Origin of the sequence: Streptomyces sulfonofaciens, from assembly GCF_014656295.1 — a bacterium.
Taxonomy (GTDB): domain Bacteria; phylum Actinomycetota; class Actinomycetes; order Streptomycetales; family Streptomycetaceae; genus Streptomyces; species Streptomyces sulfonofaciens.
The window spans coordinates 45,162-71,877 of the sequence record NZ_BNCD01000003.1 but is presented as its reverse complement, the minus strand read 5'-3'; the positions used below and the strand labels follow the sequence as shown (position 1 = coordinate 71,877).

25 protein-coding genes and 1 riboswitch are annotated in these 26,716 nt (G+C 73.1%); of the genes, 14 read left to right on the top strand and 11 right to left on the bottom strand.

Annotated features, from left to right (window positions below):
- Window positions 1-158: 158 nt before the first annotated feature.
- The 5 genes from IE313_RS06105 to IE313_RS06085 form a co-directional block, all read right to left on the bottom strand.
- Window positions 159-1,670 carry a cobyric acid synthase gene (locus IE313_RS06105; protein WP_189929902.1) on the bottom strand — a complete coding sequence of 504 codons (1,512 nt, stop codon included), beginning with the start codon at window positions 1,668-1,670 and terminating at the stop codon, window positions 159-161.
- Entirely contained in the window at window positions 1,667-2,695 is a 1,029-nt protein-coding gene (locus tag IE313_RS06100; RefSeq protein ID WP_189929901.1) for a cobalamin biosynthesis protein, read from the bottom strand. Before IE313_RS06100 ends, IE313_RS06105 begins: the two co-directional genes overlap by 4 nt.
- A 69-nt stretch (window positions 2,696-2,764) precedes the next feature.
- Window positions 2,765-2,921: riboswitch (cobalamin riboswitch) on the bottom strand.
- 153 nt (window positions 2,922-3,074) lie between these two features.
- A complete protein-coding gene (locus IE313_RS06095) occupies window positions 3,075-3,296 on the bottom strand; it encodes a hypothetical protein (RefSeq protein WP_189929900.1) in 222 nt (73 codons plus the stop codon).
- A gap of 90 nt (window positions 3,297-3,386) precedes the next feature.
- Entirely contained in the window at window positions 3,387-4,721 is a 1,335-nt protein-coding gene (locus tag IE313_RS06090) for an inorganic phosphate transporter (protein ID WP_189929899.1), read from the bottom strand.
- A 273-nt stretch (window positions 4,722-4,994) separates the two neighbouring features.
- The gene (locus IE313_RS06085; protein WP_189929898.1) at window positions 4,995-5,735 is read right to left on the bottom strand and encodes a lysozyme; all 741 of its coding nucleotides are present in this window, start codon (window positions 5,733-5,735) and stop codon (window positions 4,995-4,997) included.
- A gap of 467 nt (window positions 5,736-6,202) precedes the next feature.
- Here IE313_RS06085 and IE313_RS06080 point away from each other — a divergent pair, with 467 nt between their 5' ends.
- The 4 genes from IE313_RS06080 (at window position 6,203) to IE313_RS06065 (ending at window position 11,092) form a co-directional block, all read left to right on the top strand.
- Window positions 6,203-6,931, top strand: a complete 729-nt coding sequence (locus IE313_RS06080; RefSeq protein ID WP_189930257.1) for a class II aldolase/adducin family protein — start codon at window positions 6,203-6,205, stop codon at window positions 6,929-6,931.
- 329 nt (window positions 6,932-7,260) lie between these two features.
- Complete coding sequence (locus tag IE313_RS06075; protein WP_373316942.1) at window positions 7,261-8,439, top strand: alpha/beta hydrolase family protein; 1,179 nt, start codon at window positions 7,261-7,263, stop codon at window positions 8,437-8,439.
- A gap of 348 nt (window positions 8,440-8,787) precedes the next feature.
- Window positions 8,788-9,222, top strand: a complete 435-nt coding sequence (locus IE313_RS06070) for a RidA family protein (RefSeq protein ID WP_189929897.1) — start codon at window positions 8,788-8,790, stop codon at window positions 9,220-9,222.
- Between the two features lie 478 nt (window positions 9,223-9,700).
- The gene (locus IE313_RS06065) at window positions 9,701-11,092 is read left to right on the top strand and encodes a hypothetical protein (RefSeq protein WP_189929896.1); all 1,392 of its coding nucleotides are present in this window, start codon (window positions 9,701-9,703) and stop codon (window positions 11,090-11,092) included.
- Between the two features lie 103 nt (window positions 11,093-11,195).
- Here IE313_RS06065 and IE313_RS06060 read toward each other — a convergent pair whose 3' ends face one another.
- Window positions 11,196-11,615 (bottom strand): VOC family protein, encoded by a 420-nt coding sequence (locus IE313_RS06060; RefSeq protein ID WP_189929895.1) that lies wholly within the window; start codon window positions 11,613-11,615, stop codon window positions 11,196-11,198.
- 458 nt (window positions 11,616-12,073) lie between these two features.
- Here IE313_RS06060 and IE313_RS06055 point away from each other — a divergent pair, with 458 nt between their 5' ends.
- The 8 genes from IE313_RS06055 to amaP all read left to right on the top strand — a co-directional run bounded on the left by IE313_RS06055 (window position 12,074) and on the right by amaP (window position 18,151).
- Entirely contained in the window at window positions 12,074-13,672 is a 1,599-nt protein-coding gene (locus IE313_RS06055; protein WP_189929894.1) for an ABC-F family ATP-binding cassette domain-containing protein, read from the top strand.
- Window positions 13,673-14,126: 454 nt separating this feature from the next.
- Window positions 14,127-14,348, top strand: a complete 222-nt coding sequence (locus IE313_RS06050) for a helix-turn-helix domain-containing protein (protein ID WP_189929893.1) — start codon at window positions 14,127-14,129, stop codon at window positions 14,346-14,348.
- Between the two features lie 170 nt (window positions 14,349-14,518).
- Window positions 14,519-15,310, top strand: coding sequence for an enoyl-CoA hydratase/isomerase family protein (locus IE313_RS06045; protein ID WP_189929892.1), 792 nt, complete (start codon window positions 14,519-14,521; stop codon window positions 15,308-15,310).
- Window positions 15,311-15,746: 436 nt separating this feature from the next.
- Window positions 15,747-16,238 (top strand): Asp23/Gls24 family envelope stress response protein, encoded by a 492-nt coding sequence (locus IE313_RS06040; RefSeq protein WP_189929891.1) that lies wholly within the window; start codon window positions 15,747-15,749, stop codon window positions 16,236-16,238.
- A 79-nt stretch (window positions 16,239-16,317) separates the two neighbouring features.
- The gene (locus IE313_RS06035; protein WP_189929890.1) at window positions 16,318-16,503 is read left to right on the top strand and encodes a DUF2273 domain-containing protein; all 186 of its coding nucleotides are present in this window, start codon (window positions 16,318-16,320) and stop codon (window positions 16,501-16,503) included.
- Between the two features lie 6 nt (window positions 16,504-16,509).
- Entirely contained in the window at window positions 16,510-16,857 is a 348-nt protein-coding gene (locus IE313_RS06030; RefSeq protein WP_189929889.1) for an Asp23/Gls24 family envelope stress response protein, read from the top strand.
- Window positions 16,854-17,567, top strand: a complete 714-nt coding sequence (locus IE313_RS06025) for a DUF6286 domain-containing protein (protein ID WP_229924422.1) — start codon at window positions 16,854-16,856, stop codon at window positions 17,565-17,567. The genes IE313_RS06030 and IE313_RS06025 overlap by 4 nt, the downstream gene beginning before the upstream one ends.
- 5 nt (window positions 17,568-17,572) lie before the next feature.
- The gene (gene amaP / locus IE313_RS06020) at window positions 17,573-18,151 is read left to right on the top strand and encodes an alkaline shock response membrane anchor protein AmaP (protein WP_373316941.1); all 579 of its coding nucleotides are present in this window, start codon (window positions 17,573-17,575) and stop codon (window positions 18,149-18,151) included.
- Between the two features lie 197 nt (window positions 18,152-18,348).
- Here amaP and IE313_RS06015 read toward each other — a convergent pair whose 3' ends face one another.
- The 4 genes from IE313_RS06015 to IE313_RS06000 form a co-directional block, all read right to left on the bottom strand.
- Complete coding sequence (locus tag IE313_RS06015; protein ID WP_189929887.1) at window positions 18,349-19,164, bottom strand: SDR family oxidoreductase; 816 nt, start codon at window positions 19,162-19,164, stop codon at window positions 18,349-18,351.
- Window positions 19,165-19,195: 31 nt separating this feature from the next.
- The gene (locus IE313_RS06010; RefSeq protein ID WP_189929886.1) at window positions 19,196-20,992 is read right to left on the bottom strand and encodes a glycoside hydrolase family 15 protein; all 1,797 of its coding nucleotides are present in this window, start codon (window positions 20,990-20,992) and stop codon (window positions 19,196-19,198) included.
- A gap of 331 nt (window positions 20,993-21,323) precedes the next feature.
- A complete protein-coding gene (locus tag IE313_RS06005; RefSeq protein WP_189929885.1) occupies window positions 21,324-22,127 on the bottom strand; it encodes an SURF1 family cytochrome oxidase biogenesis protein in 804 nt (267 codons plus the stop codon).
- A 47-nt stretch (window positions 22,128-22,174) separates the two neighbouring features.
- Window positions 22,175-22,342, bottom strand: a complete 168-nt coding sequence (locus IE313_RS06000) for a hypothetical protein (RefSeq protein ID WP_189929884.1) — start codon at window positions 22,340-22,342, stop codon at window positions 22,175-22,177.
- 283 nt (window positions 22,343-22,625) lie between these two features.
- Here IE313_RS06000 and IE313_RS35940 point away from each other — a divergent pair, with 283 nt between their 5' ends.
- Entirely contained in the window at window positions 22,626-22,754 is a 129-nt protein-coding gene (locus IE313_RS35940) for a hypothetical protein (RefSeq protein ID WP_268256687.1), read from the top strand.
- A 208-nt stretch (window positions 22,755-22,962) separates the two neighbouring features.
- Here the strand turns inward: IE313_RS35940 and IE313_RS05995 are convergent, their stop codons facing one another.
- Window positions 22,963-24,006 (bottom strand): LacI family DNA-binding transcriptional regulator, encoded by a 1,044-nt coding sequence (locus IE313_RS05995; protein ID WP_189929883.1) that lies wholly within the window; start codon window positions 24,004-24,006, stop codon window positions 22,963-22,965.
- Between the two features lie 1,044 nt (window positions 24,007-25,050).
- Between IE313_RS05995 and IE313_RS05990 the strand changes: the two genes are divergently transcribed.
- Window positions 25,051-26,646: an arabinofuranosidase catalytic domain-containing protein gene (locus IE313_RS05990; RefSeq protein ID WP_229924421.1), complete on the top strand. Its 1,596-nt coding sequence runs from the start codon at window positions 25,051-25,053 to the stop codon at window positions 26,644-26,646.
- Window positions 26,647-26,716: the final 70 nt, after the last annotated feature.

Sequence of the window (26,716 nt, the reverse complement as noted above, 5' to 3'; positions counted from 1 at the left end):
GCTGTTGTTCGGTTTCACGGGCAGGGCTCGTCCTTGTCTCCCGGTGGTTGCGCCGGGCCCGGTGCTCCCGCCGTCCCCGGCTGCTGCCGGGGGCGGTCCCGCGGGGCGCCCCGCGCTCGGCGGTGGGCTCGTCAGGACCCGCGCACGCGCAGGTGTCCTCACGGGGCTCCCGGCGGGACGAACGGCAGCCGCGTCGGCGGGCCCGACTCGATGAGCCGCCACAGGGCGTCGGTGTCGGCGTGCTCCTCGATCAGGTCGCCGAGCCGGTCGAGCTGCTCCTCGCGCAGCGCCGCGAACGAGGTGTCGGGAGCCGGTACGAAACGCCGTCCCGCGGTGTCCGCGACGGCCCGCAGGAACGCCCGCCGGAATCCGTCCGACTCCAGGGAGCCGTGCCAGTGCGTCCCCCACACGGAGCCGACCCGGCAGCCGTCGAGGAACGGCTCACCACCCTGCACGTCGGCGACCCCGTGGTGGATCTCGTAGCCGTCCACCTGCTCGCCGAGGGCCTGCCCCCGCGGGCGTGCGAGGGTCTTCTCCCGGACGAAGCGCACCCGTACGGGCAGCAGGCCGAGGCCGTCGGCGGAGCCCTCGCGGGACTCGACGCGGTCGGTGTCGTCGATGTGCTCGCCCAGCAACTGGAAACCGCCGCATATCCCGAGCACGGGACGGCCCTCGGCGGCCCGCCGCACCAGCGCCTTCGCGAGCCCGCGGCGTTCGAGCCAGCGCAGTGCGCCGACGGTCCCGCGGGTGCCCGGCACGATCACCAGGTCCGCGTCGGCCATCTCCTCCGCCCGGTCCACGAACCGGACGACGACGCCGGGTTCCGCCGCCAGCGCGTCCACATCGGTGAAGTTGGACATCAGCGGCACCGCGCAGACCGCGATCCGCAGCACGTCCGCGCCGACCGGCCCGGCCGACGAACTCTCCCGCACGGTGCCGCGCAGCGAGATGCGCAGCCCGTCCTCCTCGTCGATGCCGAGGCCGTGCTGGAACGGCAGCACCCCGTAGGTGGCCCGCCCGGTGAGGCCACGCAGCGTGGCCAGGCCCGGGTCGAGCAGGGTCACGTCGCCGCGGAACTTGTTGACCAGGAAACCGGCCAGCAGCGACTGGTCCGCCTTGTCCAGGAGGGCGAGGGTGCCGAAGAAGGACGCGAAGACGCCGCCGCGGTCGATGTCGCCGACGACCAGGACGGGCAGCCCCGCGGCACGGGCCAGGCCCATGTTCACGATGTCCGTGCGCCGCAGGTTGATCTCGGCGGGCGACCCCGCCCCCTCGCAGATCACCACGTCGTGCGCGGCGCGCAGCTCCTCCAGGCAGTTCAGCACGGTGCCGAGCAACTGCTCCTGGCGCCCGCCGTGGTACCCGCGCGCACTCAGCTCGCCGACCGGGTGGCCCATCAGCACCACCTGGCTGAGCTGGTCGCCGCCCGGCTTCAGCAGCACGGGGTTCATCAGCACGCTCGGCTCCACCCGCGCGGCCTGGGCCTGCATCGCCTGCGCACGGCCGATCTCGGCGCCCTCGTTCGTGACGAAGGAGTTCAGCGACATGTTCTGCGCCTTGAACGGCGCCACACTGACGCCCTTGCGCACCAGCCACCGGCAGATCCCGGCGGTGACAACGCTCTTGCCGGCATCGGAGGTGGTGCCGGCCACCAGCAGTCCGTGGCTCATGCGGCACCCTCCCGCACCGTCCACGGCCGGACGCCCGAGCCGCCCGCGGCCGGCCGCTGCGCCCGGCACGCCCGCGTCAGGGCGAGCCGCCCCACGACCAGCACCGCCAGCGCTCCCCAGCTCACCCGCCGGGACAGCCGCACCGCACGCTCGACATCGGCCACGGCCACCTCCCGGCCACGCTCGCCCAGCACGGGCCGCAGCTCCGTGCGTCCGCCGTAGGACAGCGCACCGCCGAGCCGCACTCCCAGGGCCCCGGCGAACGAGGCCTCCACCACTCCCGCGTTGGGGCTCGGGTGCCGCCCCGCGTCGGCCCGCCACGCCCGCACCGCCGCTGCCGGGCGGCCGCCCAGCGCCGCGGCGAGCGCCGCCGTCAGCCGGGCGCCCGGCCAGCCCGCGACATCGTCGAGCCGGGCCGCGGACCAGCCGAAGCGCCGGTAGCGCGGCGACTTGTGGCCGACCATGGCGTCGAGCGTGTTGACGGCCCTGAAGCCCACCAGACCCGGCACACCCGCCACGGCGCCCCACAGCAGGGCGCCCACCACGGCGTCGGAGGTGTTCTCGGCGACGGACTCCACCACGGCGCGCGCCATCTGCGGGGCGTTGAGCGCCTCGGGGTCGCGCCCGCACAGGTGCGGCAGCCGCTCGCGTGCCCGCTCGACGTCACCGGCCGCCAGCGCGGCGCCGATCACGCGAGCCTCGCGGCCCAGTGACGTGCCGCCCACCACCGCCCAGGTGGCGGCGGCGGTCAGGGCGGCGTAGGCGGTGGGGGAGCGGCGCACCGCGTGGACGGCGAGTTGGGCCAGGCCCACCGCGCCGCCCACGCACAGGGCGGTGTGCAGGGCGCCCCGGCCGCGGTGGTCGCGCCACAGCAACCGCTCCGCGGCGCCCGCGGCGCGGCCGAAGGCCGCGACGGGGTGCCCGCGGCGCGGGTCGGAGAAGAGCAGGTCGCCCAGAAGGCCTGCGGTGGCGCCGACGGCGCCCGGCAGTGCGGGGGATATGACCCCGCGTCGGAAAACGGCCATGTGCCGTCCCGGCATCGGTCTGTGTCCTCACTCAGGGTCCGCGCCCTGGCTCGACGGAACGACGGCGAGAGTCTCCTGGCTCCCGGATCCGCGCTCCCTCGGCCTTCCAGCCCCTCCCCCCGTGCCCCCCCGTGCCCGGGAGGCCCCAGTGGGCCGTGACGTCCGATACGGGGGAGCGCTCCCCGGTGACAGTGGCGGGACCGCGCCGGATTCGCACCGGCTTCCTCTCCTGCCGCCGTACTTGGCCCCGGCAGTCCACCATGCCCCGCAGGCCCCGTCAACCAGCCGTTGACCAGGGGCTGGAGAGTGTGCGCAGCCGCACACGCGCGAAGGGCACGGGGCGGCGGCCGCCCCGTGCCCGCGAGGAGCGCCGGTCCGGTCAGGAGACGATGAGCCAGATCCCGTAGGCCACGGCCGCCGTGCAGAGCGCGAAACACGCGTACGCGCCCGTGACGGCGAGGGCCGCGGTACCGCCTTGGGCGGTGGCCGACTCGCCCTTGGAGAGTCCGGCGATACCGAGGGCGAACAGGCCCACGAGGGCCACGGTGACCATGAGGCTGACCCCGAAGACGGAGCCGAGTGCTGCCCAGTCGATATGCATGGCGTGCCTGGTTTCCTGTCTGCCGGTGCGGTTCTGTCGGTATGCCGGTATGTCGGTGTGCCGTCGTGCTCGTCGGCGTCGTTCGGGTGGCTAGACCGCGGCGGGTTTGGAGGGCTCGGCCTGTGGGGCCGGCACGGTGGCGAGTGACGGGACGTCGGCGGGGGTGAACGGGGCACCGGCGGTGGGCTCGGGCGCAGGACCGGACAGCGCGGCCGGCAGCGGGCCGCCCGGCGGCGGCGCGGTGACGGCGGCGGCCGTGCGGGGTGCCGTGGCCGCCGCGTCGCCCCCGGTCTGCGGGGCGTTGACGTTGGTGCGGTCCACCGGCTCGCGGCGTGACAGCGCGTAGATGACGACCGCGCCGGTGACCAGCAGGGCACCGGTGACGGTGATGCCCCAGGCACCCTGCCGGGTGAGGAACTCGGCGCCCGCGCCGACCAGGCCCGCGGCGGGCAGGGTCAGGCACCAGGCGGCCAGCATCCGGGTCGCCGTCGACCAGTGCACCACACCGCCCTTGCGGCCCAGGCCGGAGCCGAGCACGGCACCCGAGCAGACCTGGGTCGTGGAGAGCGAGAAGCCGAGGTGCGAGGAGGCGAGGATGGCGGTCGCCGCGCTGGTCTGCGCGGCGAAGCCCTGCTGGGGAGCCAGTTCCGTCAGGCCCCGGCCCAGCGTGCGGATGATCCGCCAGCCGCCGAGGTAGGTGCCGCACGCGATGGCCAGGCCGGCGGCGACGATCACCCAGGTGGGCGGTGCCGAGCCGGGCGCGAGGACACCCTGGGTGACCAGCGCGAGCGTGACGATGCCCATGGTCTTCTGGGCGTCGTTGGTGCCGTGCGCCAGCGCCACGAGCGCCGCCGAGGCGATCTGCCCGGCACGGTAGCCCTTGGAGGTCGCGCCGGCCGCCGCCCGGGAGCCGGCATCGGAGCCGGCCCCGGTCGCCCGCCGGCCGACGGCGTAGGTGACGCGGGTGGCGAGCATCGCGCCGAGGCCCGCCACCACCGGCGCGGCGGCGGCCGGGAGCAGGACCTTGGTGACGACCGTGGAGCCGTTGACGGCGGACCAGCCCGCGGACATCACGGCGGCGCCGATCAACCCGCCGAACAGGGCGTGGGAGGAACTCGACGGCAGGCTGAAGAGCCAGGTCAGCAGGTTCCACAGGATCGCGCCGACCAGCGCGGCGAAGATCACCTCTGTCCTGATGCCCTCCTCGTGCACGATGCCGCCGGAGATCGTCTTGGCGACCTCGACGGACAGGAAGGCCCCCACCAGGTCGAGCCCGGCGGCCATGGCCACGGCCGTCATGGGCTTGAGCGCACCGGTGGAGATGGTGGTGGCCATGGAGTTGGCGGTGTCGTGGAAACCGTTGGTGAAGTCGAACGCGAGAGCGGTAACGATCACGATCCCGAGGAGAAGCGTGAAGTGGTCCATTTACCCAGGCTTCTGTTGTGGGTCACGGGCGCGTCGACCGTAGGCAACCTGGGTGAACGGAAGATGAACTGTGCAGGTCCGGGGAGTGACCTCACGGTGCTTCCGTCCTGAGGGCTGCCCCGTGATCCCCGGTGGATCGGCGAGCGGCGTCGGATGCGGTCGATCGCAGGGCGGAGGGTCGTCCTCGTACCGGGTCGTACATGGGCGGTCCCGGCAACGCGGCGAGGGGCCGTGGCCGGCGTCGGGAACCCGCTGGGGACTACGGGACAGCCATCAGCCGCGGGCCAGGCGCCTCAACTGGGTCATCGAGCCGTTGAAGAGGTCCTGGTCACCCGGCAGGCTCCCGCCGTCCGCGTACTGCCAGAAGGTCCAGTACGCCCACCCCGCGGGCAGCGCCCCGGCCGACGCCGCGTACCGGGCCACCCAGAGCGGATGCTGCGCCGCGAAGGCCCTGCTGCCGCCGGTGCAGGTGTTCCACCACCGGGTGCTGGTGTAGATGACGGGACGGCGGCCCGTCCTGCGGTTCACCTCGTCGCTGAAGGACCTGATCCAGGACACCATGCCGGATCTGCTCAGGCCGTAGCAGGTGCGCGTGCTGTAGGGATCGCGCTCGATGTCGAGTGCGGGCGGCAGCGTCCAGCCGTCCGCCCGCCACCGCCCGCCGTGCCGGACGAAGTAGGCGGCCTGGGATTTTCCCGAACTCCGGTCGGGCAGCGCGAAATGATAGGCGCCGTGCAGCATTCCGGCACTGCGCGCGCCGTTGAACTGCCGGGTGAAATAGGAATTCGTGTAGGAGGTGGCCTCGGTCGCCTTGACATAGGTGAACCGTGCGCCGTTGGCCCTGGCGGTGGGCCAGCCGACGGAACCCTGGTGGGAGGAGACGTCGTGTCCCCTGGGCCGGGCGGCGGCCGATGCCTCGGCCGGCGCGAGCGACAGGCTACCTGCGGCGAGGACGGCGGCGGACGCCGTCAGAAACCGGGTGCGGCGCGGCAGTGGACGGTGGTCACAAGCCATAGGTCCCCCGATGGCGGTGTGTTCGTCGGATGATGGGAAGACTATCGCCGGCTTCCGCTCGTACTGCTCGGACGCGGCCGGGCATCCGGGGTGAATTCGACCGTCGCCGCGGCGCCCTGGTCCGCCTCTCCTCCTCACCCACCGACCGTTCCCCGTTTCCCGTTCCGCCGTTTCCCATTCCCCGTTCCCGGGTTCCCGGGTTCCCGTATATCGGTGCGCAGCCCCGGGGCAGTGTTTCCTTGCCGGGCCTCTCGGGCATCTCGGCCCATTCGGCTCTTTCGGCCCATTCGGTTCCTCCGGGTCCGCTTCCTGTGTGAGTTCTGCACTCGTTGCGCTCCTCACGGATTCGGGTTCCGCGGGTTCCGCGGGCCCGGCACCGACCGGCGACCGGGAAACCGTGCGCAGAGCATTGCGGAACGTATGTATCGCGGGTGGCCCGCGGTGGCAGGATCAACGACATGACAGAGATGGCTGATCAGCGGCCGGGAACGCAGGATCCGGCAGACGGCACCGGTGGCGGAGCGGACCCGGCGGCCGGGGCGGCGGCGGGCGAGGCGCTGGCCCGTGCGTGGGACGAGCTCGTCGCGGCGGCCCGCAGGACCGTCGCCGACGGGCTGGTCGTCGGCACCTCGGGCAATGTCTCGGTGCGCGTCGGGGACACCGTCCTCGTCACCCCGAGCGGTGTCGCCTACGACCGGCTGACCCCGCAGGACGCCGTGGGCGTCGACCTGGAAGGCCGGCAGGTGCTCGGCACCCTCACGCCCACCAGCGAGCTGCCGATGCACCTCGCCGTCTACCGCACCACCTCCGCGGCGGCCGTGGTGCACACGCACGCGGTGCACGCCACCGCCGTCTCCACCCTCGTCCCCGAACTGCCGCTCGTCCACTACATGTCCGCGGCGCTCGGCGGTCCCGTCCGGGTCGCTCCGTACGCGCTCTACGGCTCCGACGAGCTGGCCGGGAACATGCTCAGGGCACTGGAGGACCGTTCGGGGTGCCTGCTGCAGAACCACGGCACCGTCACCTACGGCAGCACCCTGGAGCAGGCATACGACCGCACCGCCCAGCTCGAATGGATGTGCCGTGTCTGGCTCACCGCGAGCGCCCTGCCGGACCGGGCGCCGAGCCTGCTGACCACGGAGCAACTGGGCGCCGTCCAGGAGAAGCTGCGCGGCTACGGCCAGCGGAAGGGCTGATGCCGCACGAGGGATGAGGTCGCGGTGAGGACTGGTGCCGCGGGTCCGGCGACGCGCACGCGGGGTCCGGCGGGGCCGGGTGCGCCCGGGGACGCGAGCACCGTCGCGCGGCACCCTGACCCGTGCCCGGGCCGGACGGCGGCCGCACGGCCCGCGTGCCACGGGCCGGGAGCGCGGGCCGTGTGCCCGGTGCGCGGATCCGCCGCGGCATTCGGCTGGCCCCCGCGGGTCCGGGCGCGGACACTGGAGCGGTGCGCACCGCAAGAACATCGACCTCGGCACCGGTGAGGACGTCCCGGGCCGCCACCACGCACGCCCTCGCAGGGGCGCTGTCCTCGGCGCGGGCCGTGCGCCCGCGTGCGGCGGGTGCCGCGCCCGCCGCCCGGGCCGCTGCCGCCGCCGTCACCGCCGTGCTGGGCGCGGGCGCGGCCGCGGTCGCCGCGGGGCGCCTGGCGGGCGACGCCGCCCTGCGGATCCGCCCCGACCGCCCGCTGCCCACCGAGCCCCGGTTGACCGTGCACTCCGTCACCGCCGACCGGATCACCCTCACCCGCGACCTCGCCTCCGCCCGCCCCGGTGTCCACGGACTCGTCGACGCCTCGGCGGCGGGCGCCCACGCGGTCGTCGGCCCCGTCGACGAGAACGCCCCGCACACCCCCGACACGGTGGTGCGCCGCCTCGAACGCATCACCCGGGGCTCCCTGGAACCCGGTGCGAAGGTCTGGCTCACCCCGCAGGTGCACACCGGCGATCCGCGCTCGGCGCTCGGCCTGGAGTACGAGGACACCCACATCCCCGGCGAACTCGGTCCGCTGCCCGCCTGGTTCGTGCCCGCGGCCCGCGACACCTGGGTGATCGCCGTGCACGGCCTCGGCACCACCCGCGAACACCCCCTGGCCCTGCTCGACCTCCTGCACCGCCGCAAGTTCCCCGTGCTCATCCCCGCCTACCGCGGCGACCCCGGCGCGCCCCGCTCACCGGACGGGCTGAACCACCTCGGCGAGACCGAGTGGCGGGACGTGGACGCGACACTCGGCCACGCGGTGCGGCACGGCGCCGAGCGGGTCATCCTGTACGGCTGGTCCACCGGCGCCACCATGGCCCTGCACACCGCCGCCCGCTCCCCGCTGCGGGACCGCATCGTCGGCCTCGTCCTCGACTCGCCGGTACTCGACTGGGCGGCCACCGTGCGCGCCCTCGCCGCGGCCCGCGGTACTCCGCGACTCCTGCTGCCGCTGGCCGTGCGCGCCGCCCAGGGCCGCGGGGCGCACGCGTCCGACCGGGCAGCGCCGGTCATCGCCCCCGACGCGGTCAGGGTGCCGTCCCTCCTGCTGCACGGTCCGGACGACACCATCGCGCCCTGGGCACCCTCACTGCGGCTGGCCGACCGCCTGCCCTCGCTGGTCAGCCTGCACACCGTGCGCGACGCACCGCACGGCGCGCTGTGGAACGCCGACCCGGCGGCCTACGAGGAGGCGCTGCGGCGCTTCCTCGTCCCGCTGACCTAAGGGGTTTCGTTCGGACCGCGCTGGGCTCGCGGGCCCTGGCACGCGCGCCTGGGGCGTTGTCGTCGGTCCCCGACGCCCCGCGGCGACTCCCTCCTCCCCCTCGCAGCCGCACGCACCGCACCCCGCCCCCCGATCCGGCCCGGTCCTGAACGAGGGACCCTGGCGCTGCTGCGTGGAGACCAGCGGAGACCGGCGGGGCAGCGCGGAGGTCCGAAGAGGGTGGCCGAAGGCCCTCACGGACGCGTGGCCGGGCCCGCGGACCGTCTCGCGCACCCGCGTGCCCGGTGCCGGGGCGGGCCGGGCTGAAAACCCGGTGCACCGCGCGGGCCGGACCGTCAGACTCGCGCCATGCGCGCCGAGACCACGCGAGGCGAACCCGCTCGGATCACACGGATCAACCCCGCCCAGCTCCATCCGACTCCGGGGTATCACCACATCACCGTGGTGGAGGCGGGCCGGACGGCGTACCTGGCGGGGCAGTGCCCGCTGGACCGCACGGGGGCGCTGGTGGGGCCGGGCGATCTCGACGCCCAGATCGACCAGGTGGCGGCCAACGCCGTCACCGCCCTTAACGCGGTGGGCGCCCGGCCGGAGCATGTCGTGCGCTCGGTGATCTACGTGGTCAGCGGCGATGCGGCGGTGCTGGGCGCCGCCTGGCGGCGCCTGACCGGTTCGGCCGTGGGGCCGGCGTTCGGCACGGCGAGCACGCTGCTGGGAGTCGCCCGGCTCGGCTTCCTCGGGCAGCTCATCGAGGTCGATCTCACCGCGGCACTGCCCGACTGACGCGGACGTGCGGGCCGGGTCCGGGGGCGGTCCGGTTCCCAGCGTGGCGCCCCCCGGGTCGGGTTCCTCGGGGCGCCTCCGGTTCCGGTTCCTCGGGCCGGGTTCCTCGGCGTGGCGACCCCGCGGGCAGGGCTCCTCGGAGTGGCGACCCCGCGGGCAGGGCTCCTCGGCGGGGTGCCCGTGGGCCGGACCGGCGCGCACCGGGCCCGGCCCGCTACCCCGCCGACCGGCACCCCGGCAAGCCCGGTGCGAGTGACGGGTTTCGGCCTGCCGTTGACGCGGAAACCGGCGTCCCGTCGGCACCGTCCGGTCCCGCCCGGTGCCTCCCGCCCCACGGCCACCGCCCGGACGGCTCCCTCGCAGTCCCTTCCGCTTAGCCGTGGTGTTGGTCGCCTGTGACCCCCTTCACCAGCGGGTTGTCCTTCGGTCTTGGTCATTCCGTTTGGGAATTCGGACCGTCAACAGGAAGACTGCTCCCGTGACGTCCCGTACCCCGCGCGACTCCAGACTCCGACTCGTCCGCTCACGACCGCTGGCCACCGCTTCCCGGGCAGTGACCGACGGGCGCTCCAGGCGCCCCGCGCCCCCGCCCCCGGAAGGCACCCCGGCGCCCGCGGAACTGGCCCGCATGGCGCGGCGCGGTCTCGCGGGCGCCGTGCGTATCGCGCACTGGGCCGACGGGGCACTCGGCCCGGGCCGGGGTGATGCCACTCCGGACGGGTCCGGCGTACTCTCCGCCGCCACCGCGGAACGGGCCGCCGCCGACCTGGGACTGACGCCCCAGCAGGCCCGCGCCGACTGGGACACCGCACGCCTCGCCGGCCTCGTCGAGGTGCACGCGGACACCGCCCGCCCCGGCTGGCGGCTGCGCGCCTGGGACCGGGACGACAGCGCCGTCCTGCGCGGCTGGGTCGCCCTCTTCGACGCCTGGTCGCTGACCGGCACCGCGCCCGACGGCCTGGCGCCCGCCACGGTGGCCGAGGTCATCGAGGCGATGCCGCAGTTGCTCTCGCTGCTCCAGCTCTCCGCCGGCCCCGTTCCCGTGTCGCAACTGCTCGACCTGCTCCAGAAGCGCGTCACCGAACTGCGCACCGAGCGCTGCGAGATCCCCTACGGCCCCCAGCCCCAGCCGGTCGGCGACCCGGACGCGCCGCTCGAACCGCTGCTCGGGTGGGCACTGGACGCGCTCGCCGGCGTCGGCGCCCTCACCCGCGCCGACGAACAGGTCACGCTCACCCCGCTGGGTAGCTGGGCGGTCTGGGTCAAGCTGGAGCAGATCTGCGTGGCGGCCCAGAGTCCGGCGGGCAACATCGAGCAGTCCGCCGAGGACATGCTGCGCGGCTGCGCCCAACTGCGGCCCAATGCCGCCCGCGCCGAGTACCGTGCCTGGCTCGCCGCCCGCCCCGTCGGCAGCGCCGTCACCGAGCTGCTGACCGCGGCCCGCGGTGAGGACGCACTGCTGCGCGGCCTCGCCTTCGAGGCGCTGCGCGTCGTCGGCGCGCCCGCCGAACCGGACGTCAGAGCGGTCCTGGACGAGACCTCGCTGCGGCCCTACGCGCTGCTGTGGCTCGCCGAGCACGACGGCGTGGACCCGGAGGAGGCCCACACCGCGCTCACGCGCGAGGAGGCCACCTGGCTCTGGGTGGACACCGCCGCGGCCGTCTCCGACCACGGCGAGGCCGGCCTGCTCGTCCGGCACCTGGAGTCCGCTGTCCAGGGCACCGTGCCGGCGCTGCTCGAAGACGTACGGGCCATCGGCCACCCGCGCACCGTGCAGGTGCTGGTCGCCCTGGCCGCCGCCCACCCGGACCCGGCGCTCGCCAAGGTGGTGCGCCGCGCGGCCTTCCAGGTGCACCGCGGGGGCGCGTAGCACGGTGGCCCCGACCGCTCCCGTGCGGCGCGCGCCGCACGGGAGCGGGCCCGGAGCGCAGCACCGGCCGGGCCTCGGCCCCGGTGGCCCGCCGCCCGCGCCCTCAGGAGAGCGCCGGGCTGTACGTGCCGAAGCTCCACACGTTGCCCTCCAGATCCCTGGCCCGGTACTCGCGCGAGCCGTACTCCCGCTCCGTCGGGGGCATCAGGATCTCCACCCCGTGCTCCTCGGCCCGCCGGTGGTGGGCGTCGACGTCCTCCACGGCCACGTACACGCCCGCGGGGCCCGCGGCCTGCATCGTCTGGTCGTAGGTGCCGCCGCGGCCCCTGGTGCCGAGCATCACGGCGCCGTTGCCCTGGGCCAGCTCGGCGTGCATCACCGTGCCGCCGCCGTCCTCGTAGACGTTCACCTCGGTGAACCCCAGGCCCTCCGTGAGCTCCTGGATGGCCGCCCGCGCGTCCGTGTACAGCAGCGTCGGGCAGACGCTCGCCCGTACGCCCTTGCCCGTCCTGGTGTCCGTCATGTCCCTGCCTCCTTCGGCGGCCGCGTGGCACCCGCCGACCACGCGGGGCGGTGCCCGCGGGCCCGGCTGCGCGGCCTGTCGACGCCTGGCGCTTCATCTGCCCCTTCATCTGCCCCTTCATCGTGGTGCGCGCCGTGCCCGGCGGCGTCCTCAGTGCGCCGAACGGGTGAACGCGACGGCGGTGACCAGGGGCGGAGCTTCTCGGGACGGGTCGGCGGGCACCGGCGGGGGCGAGGTGGGCCCCGGGCACGGACGGCCGGTGGGCCAGGGAGGAGAACCGGTTGCGCGGTGCCGTTAGAATTCAGGGCATGGCCATTCTCCTTGCGCATTAGACGGCGTGACGCACGCCCGTCGCCGCCGCCCTTCGCGCCCTCGCGCTCGGGTGGCGAGCCGCGCGCGGCACCGCCCGACACGTCACGTCCGCCGTCCCCTCACCGCCCCCGCCCTGGAGTCTGTCCGTGATCACCGCCTCCGGTATCGAGCTGCGCGCCGGTGCCCGCATCCTCATCGAGTCCGCCACGTTCCGCGTCGCCAAGGGCGACCGCATCGGCCTCGTCGGCCGTAACGGCGCCGGCAAGACCACCCTCACCAAGGTGCTCGCCGGCGAGGGCATCCCCGCCTCCGGCACCGTCAGCCGCAGCGGCCAGGTCGGCTACCTCCCCCAGGACCCGCGCACCGGCGACCTGGACGTGCTGGCCCGTGACCGGGTGCTGTCCGCCCGCGGCCTCGACCTCCTGATCCGCAAGATGCGGGAGAACGAGCAGCGCATCGCCAGCGGCAAGGGCGCCACCCGGGAGAAGGCGCTCAGGCAGTACGAGCGCCAGGAGACGGAGTTCCTCACCAAGGGCGGGTACGCCGCAGAGGCCGAGGCCGCCACCATCGCCGCCGCGCTGAACCTGCCCGACCGGGTGCTGGGCCAGCCGCTCCACACCCTCTCCGGCGGCCAGCGCCGCCGCATCGAGCTGGCCAGGATCCTCTTCTCGGACGCCGACACCCTGCTGCTCGACGAGCCCACCAACCACCTCGACGCCGACTCGATCGTCTGGCTGCGCGACTACCTGAAGAGCTACCGCGGCGGCTTCATCGTGATCTCGCACGATGTCGACCTCGTGGAGACCGTGGTCAACAAGGTCTTCTACCTGGACGCCAACCGCTCCGTGATCGACATCTACAACATGAGCTGGAAGCTCTACCAGCAGCAGCGCGAGGCCGACGAGAAGCGCCGCAGGCGCGAGCGGCAGAACGCCGAGAAGAAGGCCGCCGCGCTGAACGCGCAGGCCGACAAGATGCGCGCCAAGGCCACCAAGACCGTCGCCGCGCAGAACATGGCCCGGCGCGCCGAGCGGCTGCTGGCCGGCCTCGACGACGTACGCCAGTCCGACAAGGTCGCCAAGCTGCGCTTCCCCGATCCCGCGCCCTGCGGCAAGACCCCCCTCACCGCCGAGGGGCTGTCCAAGTCCTACGGATCGCTGGAGATCTTCACCGACGTCGACCTCGCCATCGACAAGGGCTCCAGGGTCGTGATCCTGGGGCTGAACGGCGCGGGCAAGACCACCCTGCTCCGGCTGCTCGCAGGCGTCGAGAAGCCCGACACCGGCCGGATCGTCGAGGGCCACGGCCTCAAGCTCGGCTACTACGCCCAGGAGCACGAGACCCTCGACGCGGAGCGCACGGTACTGGAGAACATGCGCTCCGCCGCGCCCGACATGGACCTGGTCCAGGTGCGCAAGGTCCTCGGCTCCTTCCTGTTCTCCGGCGACGACGTCGACAAGCCGGCCGGCGTGCTCTCCGGCGGCGAGAAGACCCGGCTGGCCCTGGCCACCCTCGTGGTCTCCTCCGCCAACGTGCTGCTGCTCGACGAGCCCACCAACAACCTCGACCCGGCCAGCCGCGAGGAGATCCTCGGCGCGTTGCGCACCTACAGCGGCGCGGTCGTCCTCGTCACCCACGACGAGGGCGCGGTCCAGGCGCTCCAGCCCGAGCGGATCATCCTGCTGCCGGACGGCGTCGAGGACCTGTGGGGCGCGGGGTACGCGGACCTGGTCGCCCTGGCCTGAGCGGACGCCCTGCCGACGCCCCGGCCGGCGTCCGGCGCAATCCCGGCAGGTCGGGCCCTGCCCGGTGGCCCAGGTCACCGGGCAGGGCCCGACCTGCCGTTCCCGTCACCCTGGAGCGCTCGAACGGCTGATCCCCTGCGGATGGATCATTCGGCCGATCCGTGATCCACCATCTGTGTGAGATCGCCTGGTACCCCGGTGTGTCCGCCATGGATTTCGGCGCTGAACCCCTCCTGTGCCGGAACCGTTTCCTTTCGACCCCGTTGAGCTGCGGTTTTATCGCCGATTGCGGTGCGTCACGACAAGGCCAGGCATCGGAATTAATCATTCCATTTGTGTTGATCATTGTTTTGAGGCTGATCCTTGTCCTATGGACCTTGCCGAATGGGTGGCCAGGAAGCCCGGTAGGGGTGATCATGAGAGTCCAGAGCGCACTTCCCATGAGGAGGCACGGGTGGCCGAGACTCTGAAGAAGGGCAGCCGGGTGACCGGCGCCGCGCGCGACAAGCTCGCGGCAGACCTGAAGAAGAAGTACGACTCCGGTGCGAGCATTCGGGCGCTGGCCGAGGAAACCGGCCGCTCGTATGGCTTCGTCCACCGGATGCTGAGCGAGTCCGGGGTCACGCTGCGGGGACGCGGCGGGGCCACGCGGGGCAAGAAGGCCTCCGCCAGCTAACGGCGGGCGGCCCACCGCCTTCGGTGGTGCCACCCGGCCGGTTCCTCCCCGGTGCCTTGCGGACCTGGGGTTTCCCATGATCGGCCGGGTGGTTACTGTTCAGTCACTTATGGGTGTCGTCCTCGGTCGAGGGCTGCACCCTGCCTGACTGCGGCCCATCGGAGGAGCCCATGGTTTCGCTCGACCCGGTAATCGACAAGGACGGTGTGCGACTCACCGTCGACGAGGCGATCGCCACGGTGACGCTCACCCGTCCGGCCAAGCGCAACGCCCAGAGCATGGCCCTGTGGCGGGCGCTCGCGGAGGCGGGCAGTGCCCTGCCCGGCAGCGTCCGCGTGGTGGTGCTGCGCGCCGAGGGCGTGTCCTTCTCCGCAGGGCTCGACAGGCAGGCGTTCACGCCCGAGGGCCTCGACGGCGAGCCGTCGTTCACCGATCTGGCGCGCCGTCCGGACGCGGAGCTGGACGCCGCCATAGCCACGTTCCAGGAGGCGTTCACCTGGTGGCGGCGCCCCGATGTGCTGTCCATCGCGGCCGTCCAGGGGCATGCCATCGGTGCGGGCTTCCAGCTCGCGCTGGCCGCCGATCTGCGGGTGGCGGCCGACGACGTCCAGTTCGCCATGCGTGAGACCGCTCTGGGCCTTGTGCCGGACCTCGCGGGCACCCATCCGCTCGTCGGCATCGTCGGCTACGCCAGGGCCCTGGAGATCTGCGTGACCGGCCGCTACGTACACGCCGACGAGGCAGCCCGTACCGGTCTGGTGAACCTGGTCGTACCCCGCGCCGAGCTGGACGCCGCCACCGACGACCTCGCCGCGGCGCTGCTCGCCGCGCCGCGCGACGCGGTCGTCGAGACCAAGGCGCTGCTCCAGGGCGCGGCCGGCCGCTCCTACGACGAGCAGCGTGCGGCGGAACGCTCCGCCCAGGCCCGCCGGCTGCGGGACCTGGCGGGCATCGGCGACTAGGAACCCGTTCGACGGTGCCGCGCCCGATCGGAGGGTCCCCGAGCCGCTCCCGGTCCCGGCCCCGAGCCGCTCCCGGCCCCGGCACTGACCTGCCCCGGCACTGACCCGGCCCCGGCACTGACCCGGCCCCGGCTCCGGAGCCTCCCGCCGCCGTCCCGCGCGGTCGCCGTCCGGCACGGCTACCGGTCGCCGGTCGCCGCGCGCCGGGTTCGCCGGCGGACGGAAGGCGGTCCCAGGAAGGTGTCCGCAGGCTCCTCGGGCCCGACGCGGGTGGCCGAGGTGGGGACAGCGGTGCGCCGGGGTGGACGGGCCGTCCGACTCCGTTGCTCCGGTTTGCCCCATCCCCGGCGCGAGCTGCGGTCATTGCGCTTACTGTGGTCAAAGAAGTGGAATTCCCATAAAGGAGTACACCTCCGTCCGAAAGGGATGAATCGCGATGGCCGACACCACAGGATGGAGCGGGTCGGGGACCGCGGAGAAGGCCTCTCCGGACAGGCAGACCGAGCAGACCAGGAGGGGCGGCCAGCGTCGCATCGGCGAACCGGCCGAGCGCGGCCGCACCACCATCGCCGACGGCGTCGTCGAGAAGATCGCCGGGCTCGCCGCCCGGGACGTCATCGGTGTGCACGCCATGGGCAGCGGTATCGCCCGCACCTTCGGCGCGATGCGCGAGCGCGTCCCGGGTGGCGCCAGGTCCGTCTCGCGGGGCGTCAAGGCCGAGGTGGGCGAGTTGCAGACCGCGCTCGACCTGGAGATCGTCGTCGACTACGGCGTGGCGATCTCCGACGTCGCACGGGATGTGCGGGAGAACGTGGTCGGAGCGGTGGAGCGCATGACCAGCCTGGAGGTCGTGGAGGTCAACATCGCGGTCAGCGATGTGAAGCTTCCCGAGGAAGAGGAGGAGGAGAGCGAGACCCGTCTGCAGTAGCGTCGTCCGTCGATCATCGGCGTCGTCCGGCGACGACGCCTCGCACACGGGCCGACCGCCACTCACCAAGGAGCGCACGATGAGCACGCCAATGATCGGCATGGTGGCCGGTATGGTTCTGGGATTCGCCGGGTACTTCGGCGGGTTCTGGGCATTTCTGCTGGTGGCGGCGTTGGGTGCCATCGGCTTCGTAGCCGGTCGGTTCGCGGACGGTGATCTCGAACCGGGCGACTTCTTCCGCTCGCGCGGCAGCCGGCGGCGGTGACGCCGGGTGCCCGGTCAGACCGTCGGTGCGGCGGAGCGCGGTGCCACCCGGATCACCGACCGGGTGGTCGCCAAGATCGCCTCACAGGCGGCCCACGAGGCGCTGGGGACCGTGCCGCGCGACGGCAGCGCCCCGCACGCAACGGTCGCCGTGCACCAGGGCACGGCACGGGTGCGCATCAGCGTCGATCTGGAGTACCCGTGCGACATCGGGGGCCGCTGCGCCGAGGTGCGTCGGCAGGTGACCCAGCGGGTAAAGGCGTTGGCAGGCATGGCGGTGCGCGAGGTCGTCGTCCAGGTGGAGCGGCTGCACTCGGCCCGGACGCGCGGCGAGGGACAGGGGAGGACGCGATGAGCGAGCCCGGCCACACCCCCGGCGGTGCCGGGCGCGCCGACTCCGCCGGGGGGACCGGGTCGCACGAGGCCGGCACCACACAGCGGCTGCCGGTCCTGGAGAAGGCGCGGGAGGGCGCCGGCGAACCCTCCTCCGCCACGGTCTACAACCCCGTCGACGGCGCCGGCAGGGCCGGCCGCTTCTGGTCGCCGCGCAGGGTGCCGGCCGGCATCGTGGCGCTGCTCGTCTTCGCGGCCAGCGGCCTGGTGCTCTACGACCTCGCCTCGGTGCGCGCCGGACGGTCCGCGATGCAGTGGCGCAAGAACCTCGCGGACGGCCTCGCCTCCCGCCACCTCGACGACACGGCGGTGCTGGCGGGCGCGGCCGCGGTGACCGCGCTCGGGCTGTGGCTGCTGCTGCTCGCCGTCACCCCCGGCCGGCGCAGGCTGCTGCCGATGGTGCGCACCCACGCGGACGTACGGGCCGGTCTGCACCGCGCCGCGGTCACCCTGGTGCTCAGGGACCGGGCCATGGAGGTGCCCGGGGTGCAGTCGGCGGGGGTGCGCACCCGGCGGCGCTCGGTACGCGTCCGCGCCGTCTCGCACTTCCGGGAGCTCGACGAGGTCCGCTCCGACCTGTACGCCGCGCTCGGCAACGGCATCAGGGACCTGGGCCTGGCCAGCCCCCCCGCCCTGACGGTGCACGTCAAGCGCGCGAGCAGGAAGCGGTGAGGACGGTGCTCAAGACGGTCAACCGGGTGCTGGTGGGCCTCACCGGCCTGGTGCTGCTGGCGCTCGGCGTGCCGGTGCTCGCGGTCGGCCTCGGCGCCAAGGCACCGGGCTGGTGGATCCACCAGGGTGAGGACGACGTCCTGCTGAGCCGGCACGAGCGGACGCGCTGGCACGACAGCGACTGGTGGTGGCCCACCGTCTTCGCGGTGCTTGCCCTGGCGCTGCTGCTCGCCCTGTGGTGGCTCTCCTCGGTGCTGCGCAGGCACCGGCTGGCGGAGGTGCTCGTGGACACCGGCGACGGTGAGGAGGCGCTGCTGCGGGGCCGGGCCGTGGAAGCGGTCCTGGCCGGTGAGGCATCGGCGCTGGACGGCGTCGAGCGGGCCGACGTGGTTCTCACCGGACGGCGCGAGTCGCCCCGTACCCGGCTGCGGCTGCTGCTCGAACCGCAGGCGGCGCCCGGCGACACCCTGCACCGGCTCACGACCGGGCCGCTGGAGGTGGCGCGCGAGTCCGCCCGCCTGCGCCGGCTGCCCGCCACCGTGCAGCTCCGCCCGGTCAAGCACCGGGCCCAGCGGGTGCTGTAGCGGCCGCGAGGGCTCGGGGCCGTGCGGGCGCGAGCCGGCGCGCGGGCCGTCATGGCGGGCTGGGCCGCGACGGGCTCGGAGACGCCGACTCGGCCGAGACGCCGACTCTGCGGAGACGCCGACTCGGCCGCGGCGGGCTCGGGGACGACGGGCGGGGCAACGGGGGGCCCGGCTGCGACGGGGCCGGAGCGGTGCGCTCAGAAGCCGTGCCGTGCGCCGCCGTCCACCGGCAGCATGATGCCGGTCAGGTACGAGGCCGCGGGGGAGAGCAGGAATGCGGCGGTCCGGCCGAACTCCTGCGGTGTGCCGTAGCGGCGCAGCGGGATACGGGCCCCCGAAGCCGCGCGGGCGGCCGCGGGATCGGCGGCCAGGGCGTCAAGCTCGCGCACCCGGTCCGTGTCGATGCGCCCGGGCAGCAGCCCCAGCACGCGTATGCCACGCGGTCCCAGCTCGCTCGCGAGGGTCTTGGCGAAACCCGCGAGACCGGGGCGCAGGCCGTTGGAGATAGCGAGACCGGGTATCGGCTCGTGCACCGAGCCGGACAGCACGAACCCGATCACCGCGTCCGCCTCGCCGGTGCCGCCGTCCCCTTGCGCACCGGAGCCCCGCCCGGCGCCGGCATCCCCCGCCCCGAGCCGTGCCGCGGCCGTGCGGGCGAGCCGTACCGCGCCGAGGAACACGGACTCGAAGGCCGACGTCCACTGCTCGTCCGTGGCGCCGGCGGCCGGTCCGGGAGCGGGACCGCCGACGCTGATCAGCAGCCCGTGCAGCGCGCCGAAGTGCTCGTAGGCGGCGCCCACCAGGCGGTCCGGCGCCGCCGGGTCGGCGTTGTCGGCGACCACGCCCACCGCGCCCGCGCCGAGCTCGTCGGCGGCCTCGGCCACCCGCCGCTCGTCCCGCCCGGTGATGACCACCTTCGCGCCGTCCGCGAGCAGCTCACGCGCGGTGGCGTTGCCCAGGCCGCGGGTGGCGCCGGTGACGATGTACACACGGCCCTTGAGTCCCAGATCCATGCGGACATCCTGCCAGCCCGCGTTCCGGCCGCTACTCGCCCCCCAGCCCGCCGCCCGTCTCCCCGTACAGCACGAACGCGGTGTGGACCAGGCCGATGTGGCTGAACGCCTGCGGGAAGTTCCCGAGCTGGCGTTCGGTGTCCGGGTCGTACTCCTCCGCGAGCAGGCCGACGTCGTTGCAGAGGCCGACCAGCCGGTCGAAGAGGTCGCGCGCCTGCTGTTTGCGGCCCATCAGGAACAGCGCGTCCGCCAGCCAGAACGAGCACACGATGAAGGCGTTCTCGGTGCCCGGCAGCCCGTCCACCTCCGACGCCTCGCTGGTGTAGCGGCGCAGGAGGCCGCCGTGCGACAGTTCCCGGCACACCGCGTCGACGGTGCCCACGACGCGGGAGTCGGTGGGCGGCAGGAAGCCGGTGCGCGGGATGAGCAGCAGCGCGGCGTCCAGGTCGGCGGAGCCGTAGGACTGGGTGAAGGTGTTCCGGTCGGGGTCGTAGCCCCGCTCGCACACCTCGCGTTTGATCGCGTCGCGCATCCGGCGCCAGCGGTCCACGTCCCCGCCCAGGCCCGGATCGGCCTCCATGGCCCGCACCGCCCGGTCGGCCGCCACCCACGACATGATCTTGGAGTGGACGAAGTGCCTGCGGGGGCCGCGCACCTCCCAGAGCCCTGCGTCCGGCTGCTGCCAGGTGGACTCCAGAAACTCCAGCAGCGCGTTCTGCATCCGCCAGGCGTGCGGCTGCGAGCCGAGGCCGGCCCGTGCGGCCAGCGTCAGCGAGTCGATGACCTCGCCGTACACGTCGAGCTGGAGCTGCTCCACGGCCTGGTTGCCGGTGCGTACCGGTGCGGAGTTCTCGTAGCCGGGCAGCCACGGCAGCTCGAACTCGGGGATGCGGCGCTCGCCGGAGAGCCCGTACATGATCTGGAGGTCGGCCGGGTCGCCCGCGACGGCCCGCAGCAGCCAGTCCCGCCACGCCTTCGCCTCTTCCAGGTGGCCGGCGGCGAGCAGGGCGTCGAGGGTGAGGGTGGAGTCCCGCAGCCAGCAGTAGCGGTAGTCCCAGTTCCGTACGCCGCCCAGCTCCTCCGGCAGGGAGGTGGTGGCCGCGGCGACGATGCCGCCGGTGGGCGCGTAGGTGAGGGCCTTGAGGACCATCAGCGAGCGCAGCACCTGCTCGTGGTAAGGCCCCCGGTAGCCGCAGTGCGACGCCCAGGCCCGCCAGTCGTCGATGCTGTCCTCAAGGGCCTGGAACGGGTCGATCAGCTCGGGGCGGGGCTCGTGGGAGGGGTGCCAGGTGAGGACGAAGGCGACCCTCTCGCCCTCCGCGACGGTGAACTCCGCGTAGGTGCCGAAGTTCTTGCCCCAGCTTCGCACCTCGGGCTCGCTGCGCAGCCAGGCCGAGTCCGGGCCGGCGATGGCCACCCGGTGGCCGTCCGCCCTGCGCATCCAGGGCACCACGGAGCCGTAGTCGAAGCGCAGCCGCAGGGTGCTGCGCACGGTGACGCGGCCGGAGAGGCCCTCGACGATCCGCACCACGTCCGGGTAGACGTCGCGCTGCGGCATCAGGTCGGTGACGCGGACGCTGCCGTCGGCGGTGTCCCACTCCGTGTCGAGGACCAGCGTGTCGGGCCGGTAGCCGCGGCGGGTACAGGCGGCCGCGCCCTTCGGGGCGAGGAGCCAGTGGCCGTTCTCGTCGGTGCCGAGCAGCGCGGCGAAGCAGGCGGCCGAGTCGAAACGCGGCAGGCAGAGCCAGTCGATCGAGCCCCTGCGGCTCACCAGAGCGGCGGTCTGGTGATCGCCGATGATCGCGTAGTCCTCGATGCGTCGCTGCATTGGAATCGGGTTCCCGGCCGTGGCGCACGGCAATCCCGCGAGGTCCGGCCGGGTGAACGGCTTCCGCGGGGCCCTGCGGCGCTTTGCCCGCGGGCTCGTCCCGCCGCCCCGGCGGGACCCCGGGACGCGGCTTCCCTGCCTCGCGCACGGCTGCGCGCCGTGGCGGCGTGGACCGTGGCGGAGGGGCCTTGCCGTGCGGGACCGGACGGTGGTGGATTCACCCCTTCGGGTGCAGGTGTGCCGTCCGATCCCTCGGACCGCAGGCAACCCGCCCAGGGCGCGGCCGGGGGCGCTCATGGCGCCGGGGCTCGGCTCAGGGCGCCTGGGCCGTTCAGGACGTCACATCGGCCAGGTCCGCCGCGGCCGCCGCCCGCGCCTGCGCGGCCGCCCGCTCCTCGCGGTCACGGCGTTCACGGCGGGCCAGCACGATCCACCCCACCGGCACCCCGGCCGAGAAGAGCCACCACTGCACGGCGTACGCCATGTGCGGCCCGATGCTGCTGTGATCGGGTTCGGGGATCAGCTCCGGCGACCCGCCCTTCGGCGCCGGGGAGACCTCCTCCACGTAGCCGCCGAGCACCGGGCGCCCCAGCCGCTCCGCCTGCTGCCGGCTGTTGATCAGCATGACCTGCCGCGGCGGCAGTCCCTTGACGTCCTTGATCCCGCTCTCCGCGGTGGTCTCGTCGGCCATCAGCCGCCCCGTGACCGTGACCTCGCCGTGCGCGGGCGCCGGGATCCTCGGGAACGCGGTCTGCGCGCCGTTCGCCGGGATCCAGCCGCGGTTGACCATCAGCACCCGCCCGTCCCTGAGGTCCAGGGGGGTCAGCACATGGAAACCGACCTGCTCGTCGGCGTTCGTCCGGCGCCGTACGACCACCTCGTGGCCGGTGTCGAAGGTGCCCGTCGCCGTCACCCGGCGGTACAGCTCGGAGTGCGCCACCGCATGCCCGGGAGAGGTCAGCCGTTCCGCAGGGACCGGTGGTCCGGCCAGCGCGTCGGCGATCAGCTTGTTCTGCGCGACGCGGTGCTCGTGCCGGTGCAACTGCCAGAAGCCCAGCCGGATCATCACCGGGATCAGCACGAGCGCGATGAGGGTGAGGATCACCCACTGCCGGGACAACAGGAAGCGGTACACCCCATGACGGTACCCCCGCGGCCCCGGGCAGCCGCGGTCAGGGGCCCTCAGGCCCTGTCGATGATCCCCGCCCGGCCCTCGGCCCGCGAGCAGTGGGCCCCGCAGTACCCGCGGCCGTCCACCTCCACGCCCTGCCCGATGATCGGCACCCGGCAGTACTCGCACAGGGGCGCCATGCGGTGGATGGCGCAGGCGAAGCAGTCGAAGACGTGCACTCTCCTCTTTGACGACGATGGTACTTCGACTTGGGGTGGTGACCTGCACCTATGGCGAACGGTGATCGGATTGCTTACTGACTGTCACGGGCTCCGGTCCTGTCGGAGGACGCGCTGGACGACATCCACCACATCCTTGCGACTGGGGGAGACGACGAAGACTGAGGTGGCGAACAGCCCTGCCCGGCGAGGGCCGGCGGCGGCTTAGCCGGCGAGAGCCCCTCCTGTCGAGGCCGGCGCGCAGCCGGTGACGTTGACGAGCAGGATCGTCCAGGGGAAGGCCGTGGGACGTGCCAGGGGCGGCGCGGGCCGGTACGTCCAGCCTCCTGGCGTGGACGGGAGCAACGGCGTCGAGGTGGTGGAGCAGGTGTTTGGAAGGCGCCTGCTCCATCCACTGAGCTACGGGGGCTGACCTGCGCAAGCGCAGTTTTCCGGGCGATCGTCTCAGGACGACGGCAACGAGATCGTGCAGACCGTCGTCGTGGCGGGCCGGCCACACACCAACCTCGATCCCGAATGGGTGCGCGAACAGCTCTCCCCTTCCGCTTGATCAAACACCGCACCCTACGGAGGCGCGCCGCACACCCAAGCGCACGGAGGTAAAAGACAAGCTCAGTGCGTCAGTGCGCCGCGCGATCGACTCGCGACGGCCAGGGGGTGGGTGCCGCGGCTGTGCTGGAGCGCAGTGAGATCGGGGGCGTCAACAGGATGTGCCGAGGCGGAGTGTCCGGTGAGGCGATACGTTCCACCAGCAGGGAAACGGCCTTCTCGCCCATCTCCTGGGCCGGTACGTCCGCCGCCGTGAGCGGCGGACGGAAGTCCTCGGCCCATGTCCTGGCCGCCACTCCGGTGATGGAGAAGTCGTACGGCACTTCGAGGCCTGTGTCCGCCAGCGCACGCTGGATGCCGGGCAGGGCGGCCTCGTTGATGGTGGTGACCGCGGTGAGGTCCGGATGGCTGCGCAGAAGCGCCTCGACGCATTCCTGGCCGGAGCGGGCATCGTCCCCGCAAGGCACTTCGATGCCGTCGAGACCGCGTTCGGTCAGAGCCGTCTCGAAGCCCTCCCTGGCCCTGCGCGCGGGGCCGTAGCCGGCCGCGATGAGTTCCGGGGAACGGGTGACCAGAGCCACCCGGCGGTGCCCCAGATCGGCGAGGTGCCGCACGCAGTGCTGGATCAAGCCGGCGTAGTCGACGTCGATCCAGGGCATCTGCTGGTCGCCGGCTGTGTGCCCGATACCGACGAAGGGCAGCCCGGCCTTCTGCAGGCGGCCCACGCGAGGGTCCTCCAGGCGGATCTCCATCAGAATCACGCCGTCCACCCGGTACTCCGAGACCAGGCGCTCGAAGGAACGGTCGTGATCCCCGCCGGAGGAGGACAGCAGCACGTCCAGGTCCACCCGGGCGGCGGCGTCGACCACGCTGGCGACGAAGTCCAGTTGCATGTGCGTGAGCCGGTTGCCGGCCGGTGGGATCACGAGACCGATCGTCCGGGTCCGGCCCTCCTTGAGAGCCCTCGCCGCCGCGTTGGGGCGATATCCCAATTCGTCGATGACGTCCTGGATCCGTCTGCGGGTGCTGGGCGCGACGTGCCGCTTGCCGCTGAGCGCATACGACACAGTGCTACGTGACACGCCGGCGCGCCGGGCGATCTCCCCTATGTTCATGCGACTCCCCAAGAACCTGCCGGCCGGCCGGAAGGGTACCTCGCGCGAATCGGTTCGCCGGCGGGGCATGGAGTGGCGGGGAGGGGCGGAGCCGTCGCGGAGTCCGTCGCCGATCCAACTGCCGGCGAGGTGCCCGCCTCGCCTCGTGCCGGTGCCGTCAGCATGATCGCCGTTGTCGATGGAGTCATGGCGGCCGTGGCCGAGCGGCCGGGTCTCGTCTCATCGCGTCTTCCTCGGCTTCGGCGCCACTTCGCTGTGGGCGTGCGGCGCAAGGGTGATGAGTCCGCGGCGGCGGGCCGTGCATACGACGGCGCAGCCACCCCCGATGGACTCGTCATGGGTGGTGCCGGACGAGCGCCCTGGTGCCAGGCGGATGGCCTGCGCGCCGTGGGCCAGGGCGGCCGAAGGATGCCCGAGTGTCATGAGTACGCGGGGAACTGCGCCGGGCTGCCGGGCACAGACACGCGTTCCGCGTCTCACGCGTTGCGGGAGGGCAGTTGGCGAATACACAGCGAATCGATTCCATGCAAGCGCTTCGACGGGATGCTATGACCGGCGGGGGGTGGGGTCAATGGCGTGCCACAAGACCAGGGCGGCTCCGACGCACGGGCCGGGGCCCGCCGCTTCTGCCCGTGCCATCGCACCGGCCCCTCATCACCCGGGGTTCGGTGGCTGCGTCCCTGTTCAGTGACGTGGCGGTGGGTCGCCCGGGTGATCCGGGCCCGGCCGTCGGGCGAACCCACGCGATCCGCCGCGCCGCGCGCGCGGGAGGCGCACCACCAGTTGGCCGCCGCCTCGCCGAACGTGCTCAAGCGCGCCGGTCGATGGCCGATCGGCAGGATCCGGCCATCGAATCGATTCCGCGACAAGAGTCGTGGAAGAAGGTTCCGCACCCTTGACAGCCTCCTGGAATCGGGAGCACCGTCTCCCCCCGAAACCTTTCTGCAATCTCACTGCACGAACGGCACGTGCAAGCGCATCCGCATATGTCAGCGCCACCTGCGAAACCCGGACTGGGTTACGCCGGCACGGTAGGGAGATCAGATGGGAACCACACGTACGAGACGCCACCTGCTGTCCGGGCGCGGTGGCGTCCAACGGCTGCTCGCGGCGCTACGGCGCCGCGGCAGGCCGGAAAATGTGCCGGATCAGGCACCTGTACGACAATGGGAGCGCTCCCATCGCTCCCTGCCGAGAACGTTCGCCCGGGCGGGAGCCGCGACCGTGCTCGTCGTCGGCGCGCTGGCCGGTGCCACGGCCACGGCGGAGACGGCCGGGGCCGCCACGTCCGGGCCGTGTGATCTCTACGCGGCGGGCGGTACGCCCTGTGTGGCGGCGCACAGTACGACGCGGGCGTTGTACGCCTCGTACAACGGGCCGCTCTACCAGGTCCGGCGTGCCTCGGACAACACCACCCGGGATATCGGCGTTCTGAGTGCGGGCGGGTACGCCGACGCCGCCGCCCAGGACTCGTTCTGCGCGGGGACGACCTGTCTGATCACGGTCCTCTACGACCAGTCCGGTCGCGGCAACCATCTCACCCAGGCGCCCGGCGGCGGTGCCGCCGGCGGTCCCGACAACCTCGCGAACGCGACCGCCGCGCCCACCACGGTGGGCGGTCACAAGGCCTACGGCGTCTTCGTGGCGCCCGGCACGGGGTACCGCAACAACCACACGAACGGCATCGCGACCGGGGACAACCCCGAAGGCATGTACGCGATCTTCGACGGCACGCACTACAACGGCGGCTGCTGCTTCGACTACGGCAACGCCGAGACGTCCAACAACGACGACGGCAACGGCACCATGGAGGCCATCTACTTCGGCAACATCAAGGTCTGGGGCTACGGTGCGGGCAACGGCCCCTGGATCATGGCCGACCTGGAGAACGGCCTGTTCTCCGGGGTGAACCAGCACTACAACGCGGGCGACCCGACCATCAACCACCGGTATACGACCGCCATCATCAAGGGCGGCCCGAACCACTGGGCGATCCGTGGGGGCAACGCGCAGTCCGGCGGACTGTCCACCTTCTACGACGGACCACGTCCCAACGTCGCGGGCTACAACCCGATGCGGAAGCAGGGCGCCATCATCCTGGGCATCGGTGGCGACAACAGCAAGGGCGCCCAAGGCACCTTCTACGAGGGCGTGATGACCTCCGGCTACCCGTCGGACGCCACCGAGAACGCGGTTCAGGCCAACATCACCGCGGCCGGATACAGCAATGCGTCCGGCGGGACGAGCACCGGCGCGCTGCACGCGGTGGGCGCGGGCAAGTGCCTCGACGTGCCGAACTCGTCCACCACGGCCGGCACACAGCCGCAGATCTGGGACTGTAGCGGCTCCGCCAACCAGACCTGGACCCGCACGTCCTCCAACCAACTTACCGTCTACAGCGGCAGCAGCCAGATGTGCCTGGACGCGTACAACAACCAGACCTCCGCCGGCACCAAGGTGGAGACCTGGCCATGCAACGGCGGCGCCAACCAGCAGTGGCAACTGAACTCCAACGGCACGATCACCGGCACCCAGTCCGGGCTCTGCCTCGATGTCACCGGCGCCTCCACCGCCAACGGCGCCCTGGTCGAACTCTGGACCTGCAACGGCGGCTCCAACCAGCAGTGGAACCTCGGCTGACCTGACCCCGCTCCGGCCCCCGGTGGCTTCGCCACTGGGGCGCCACACGGCCCCGATGCCGCCGGAGGGA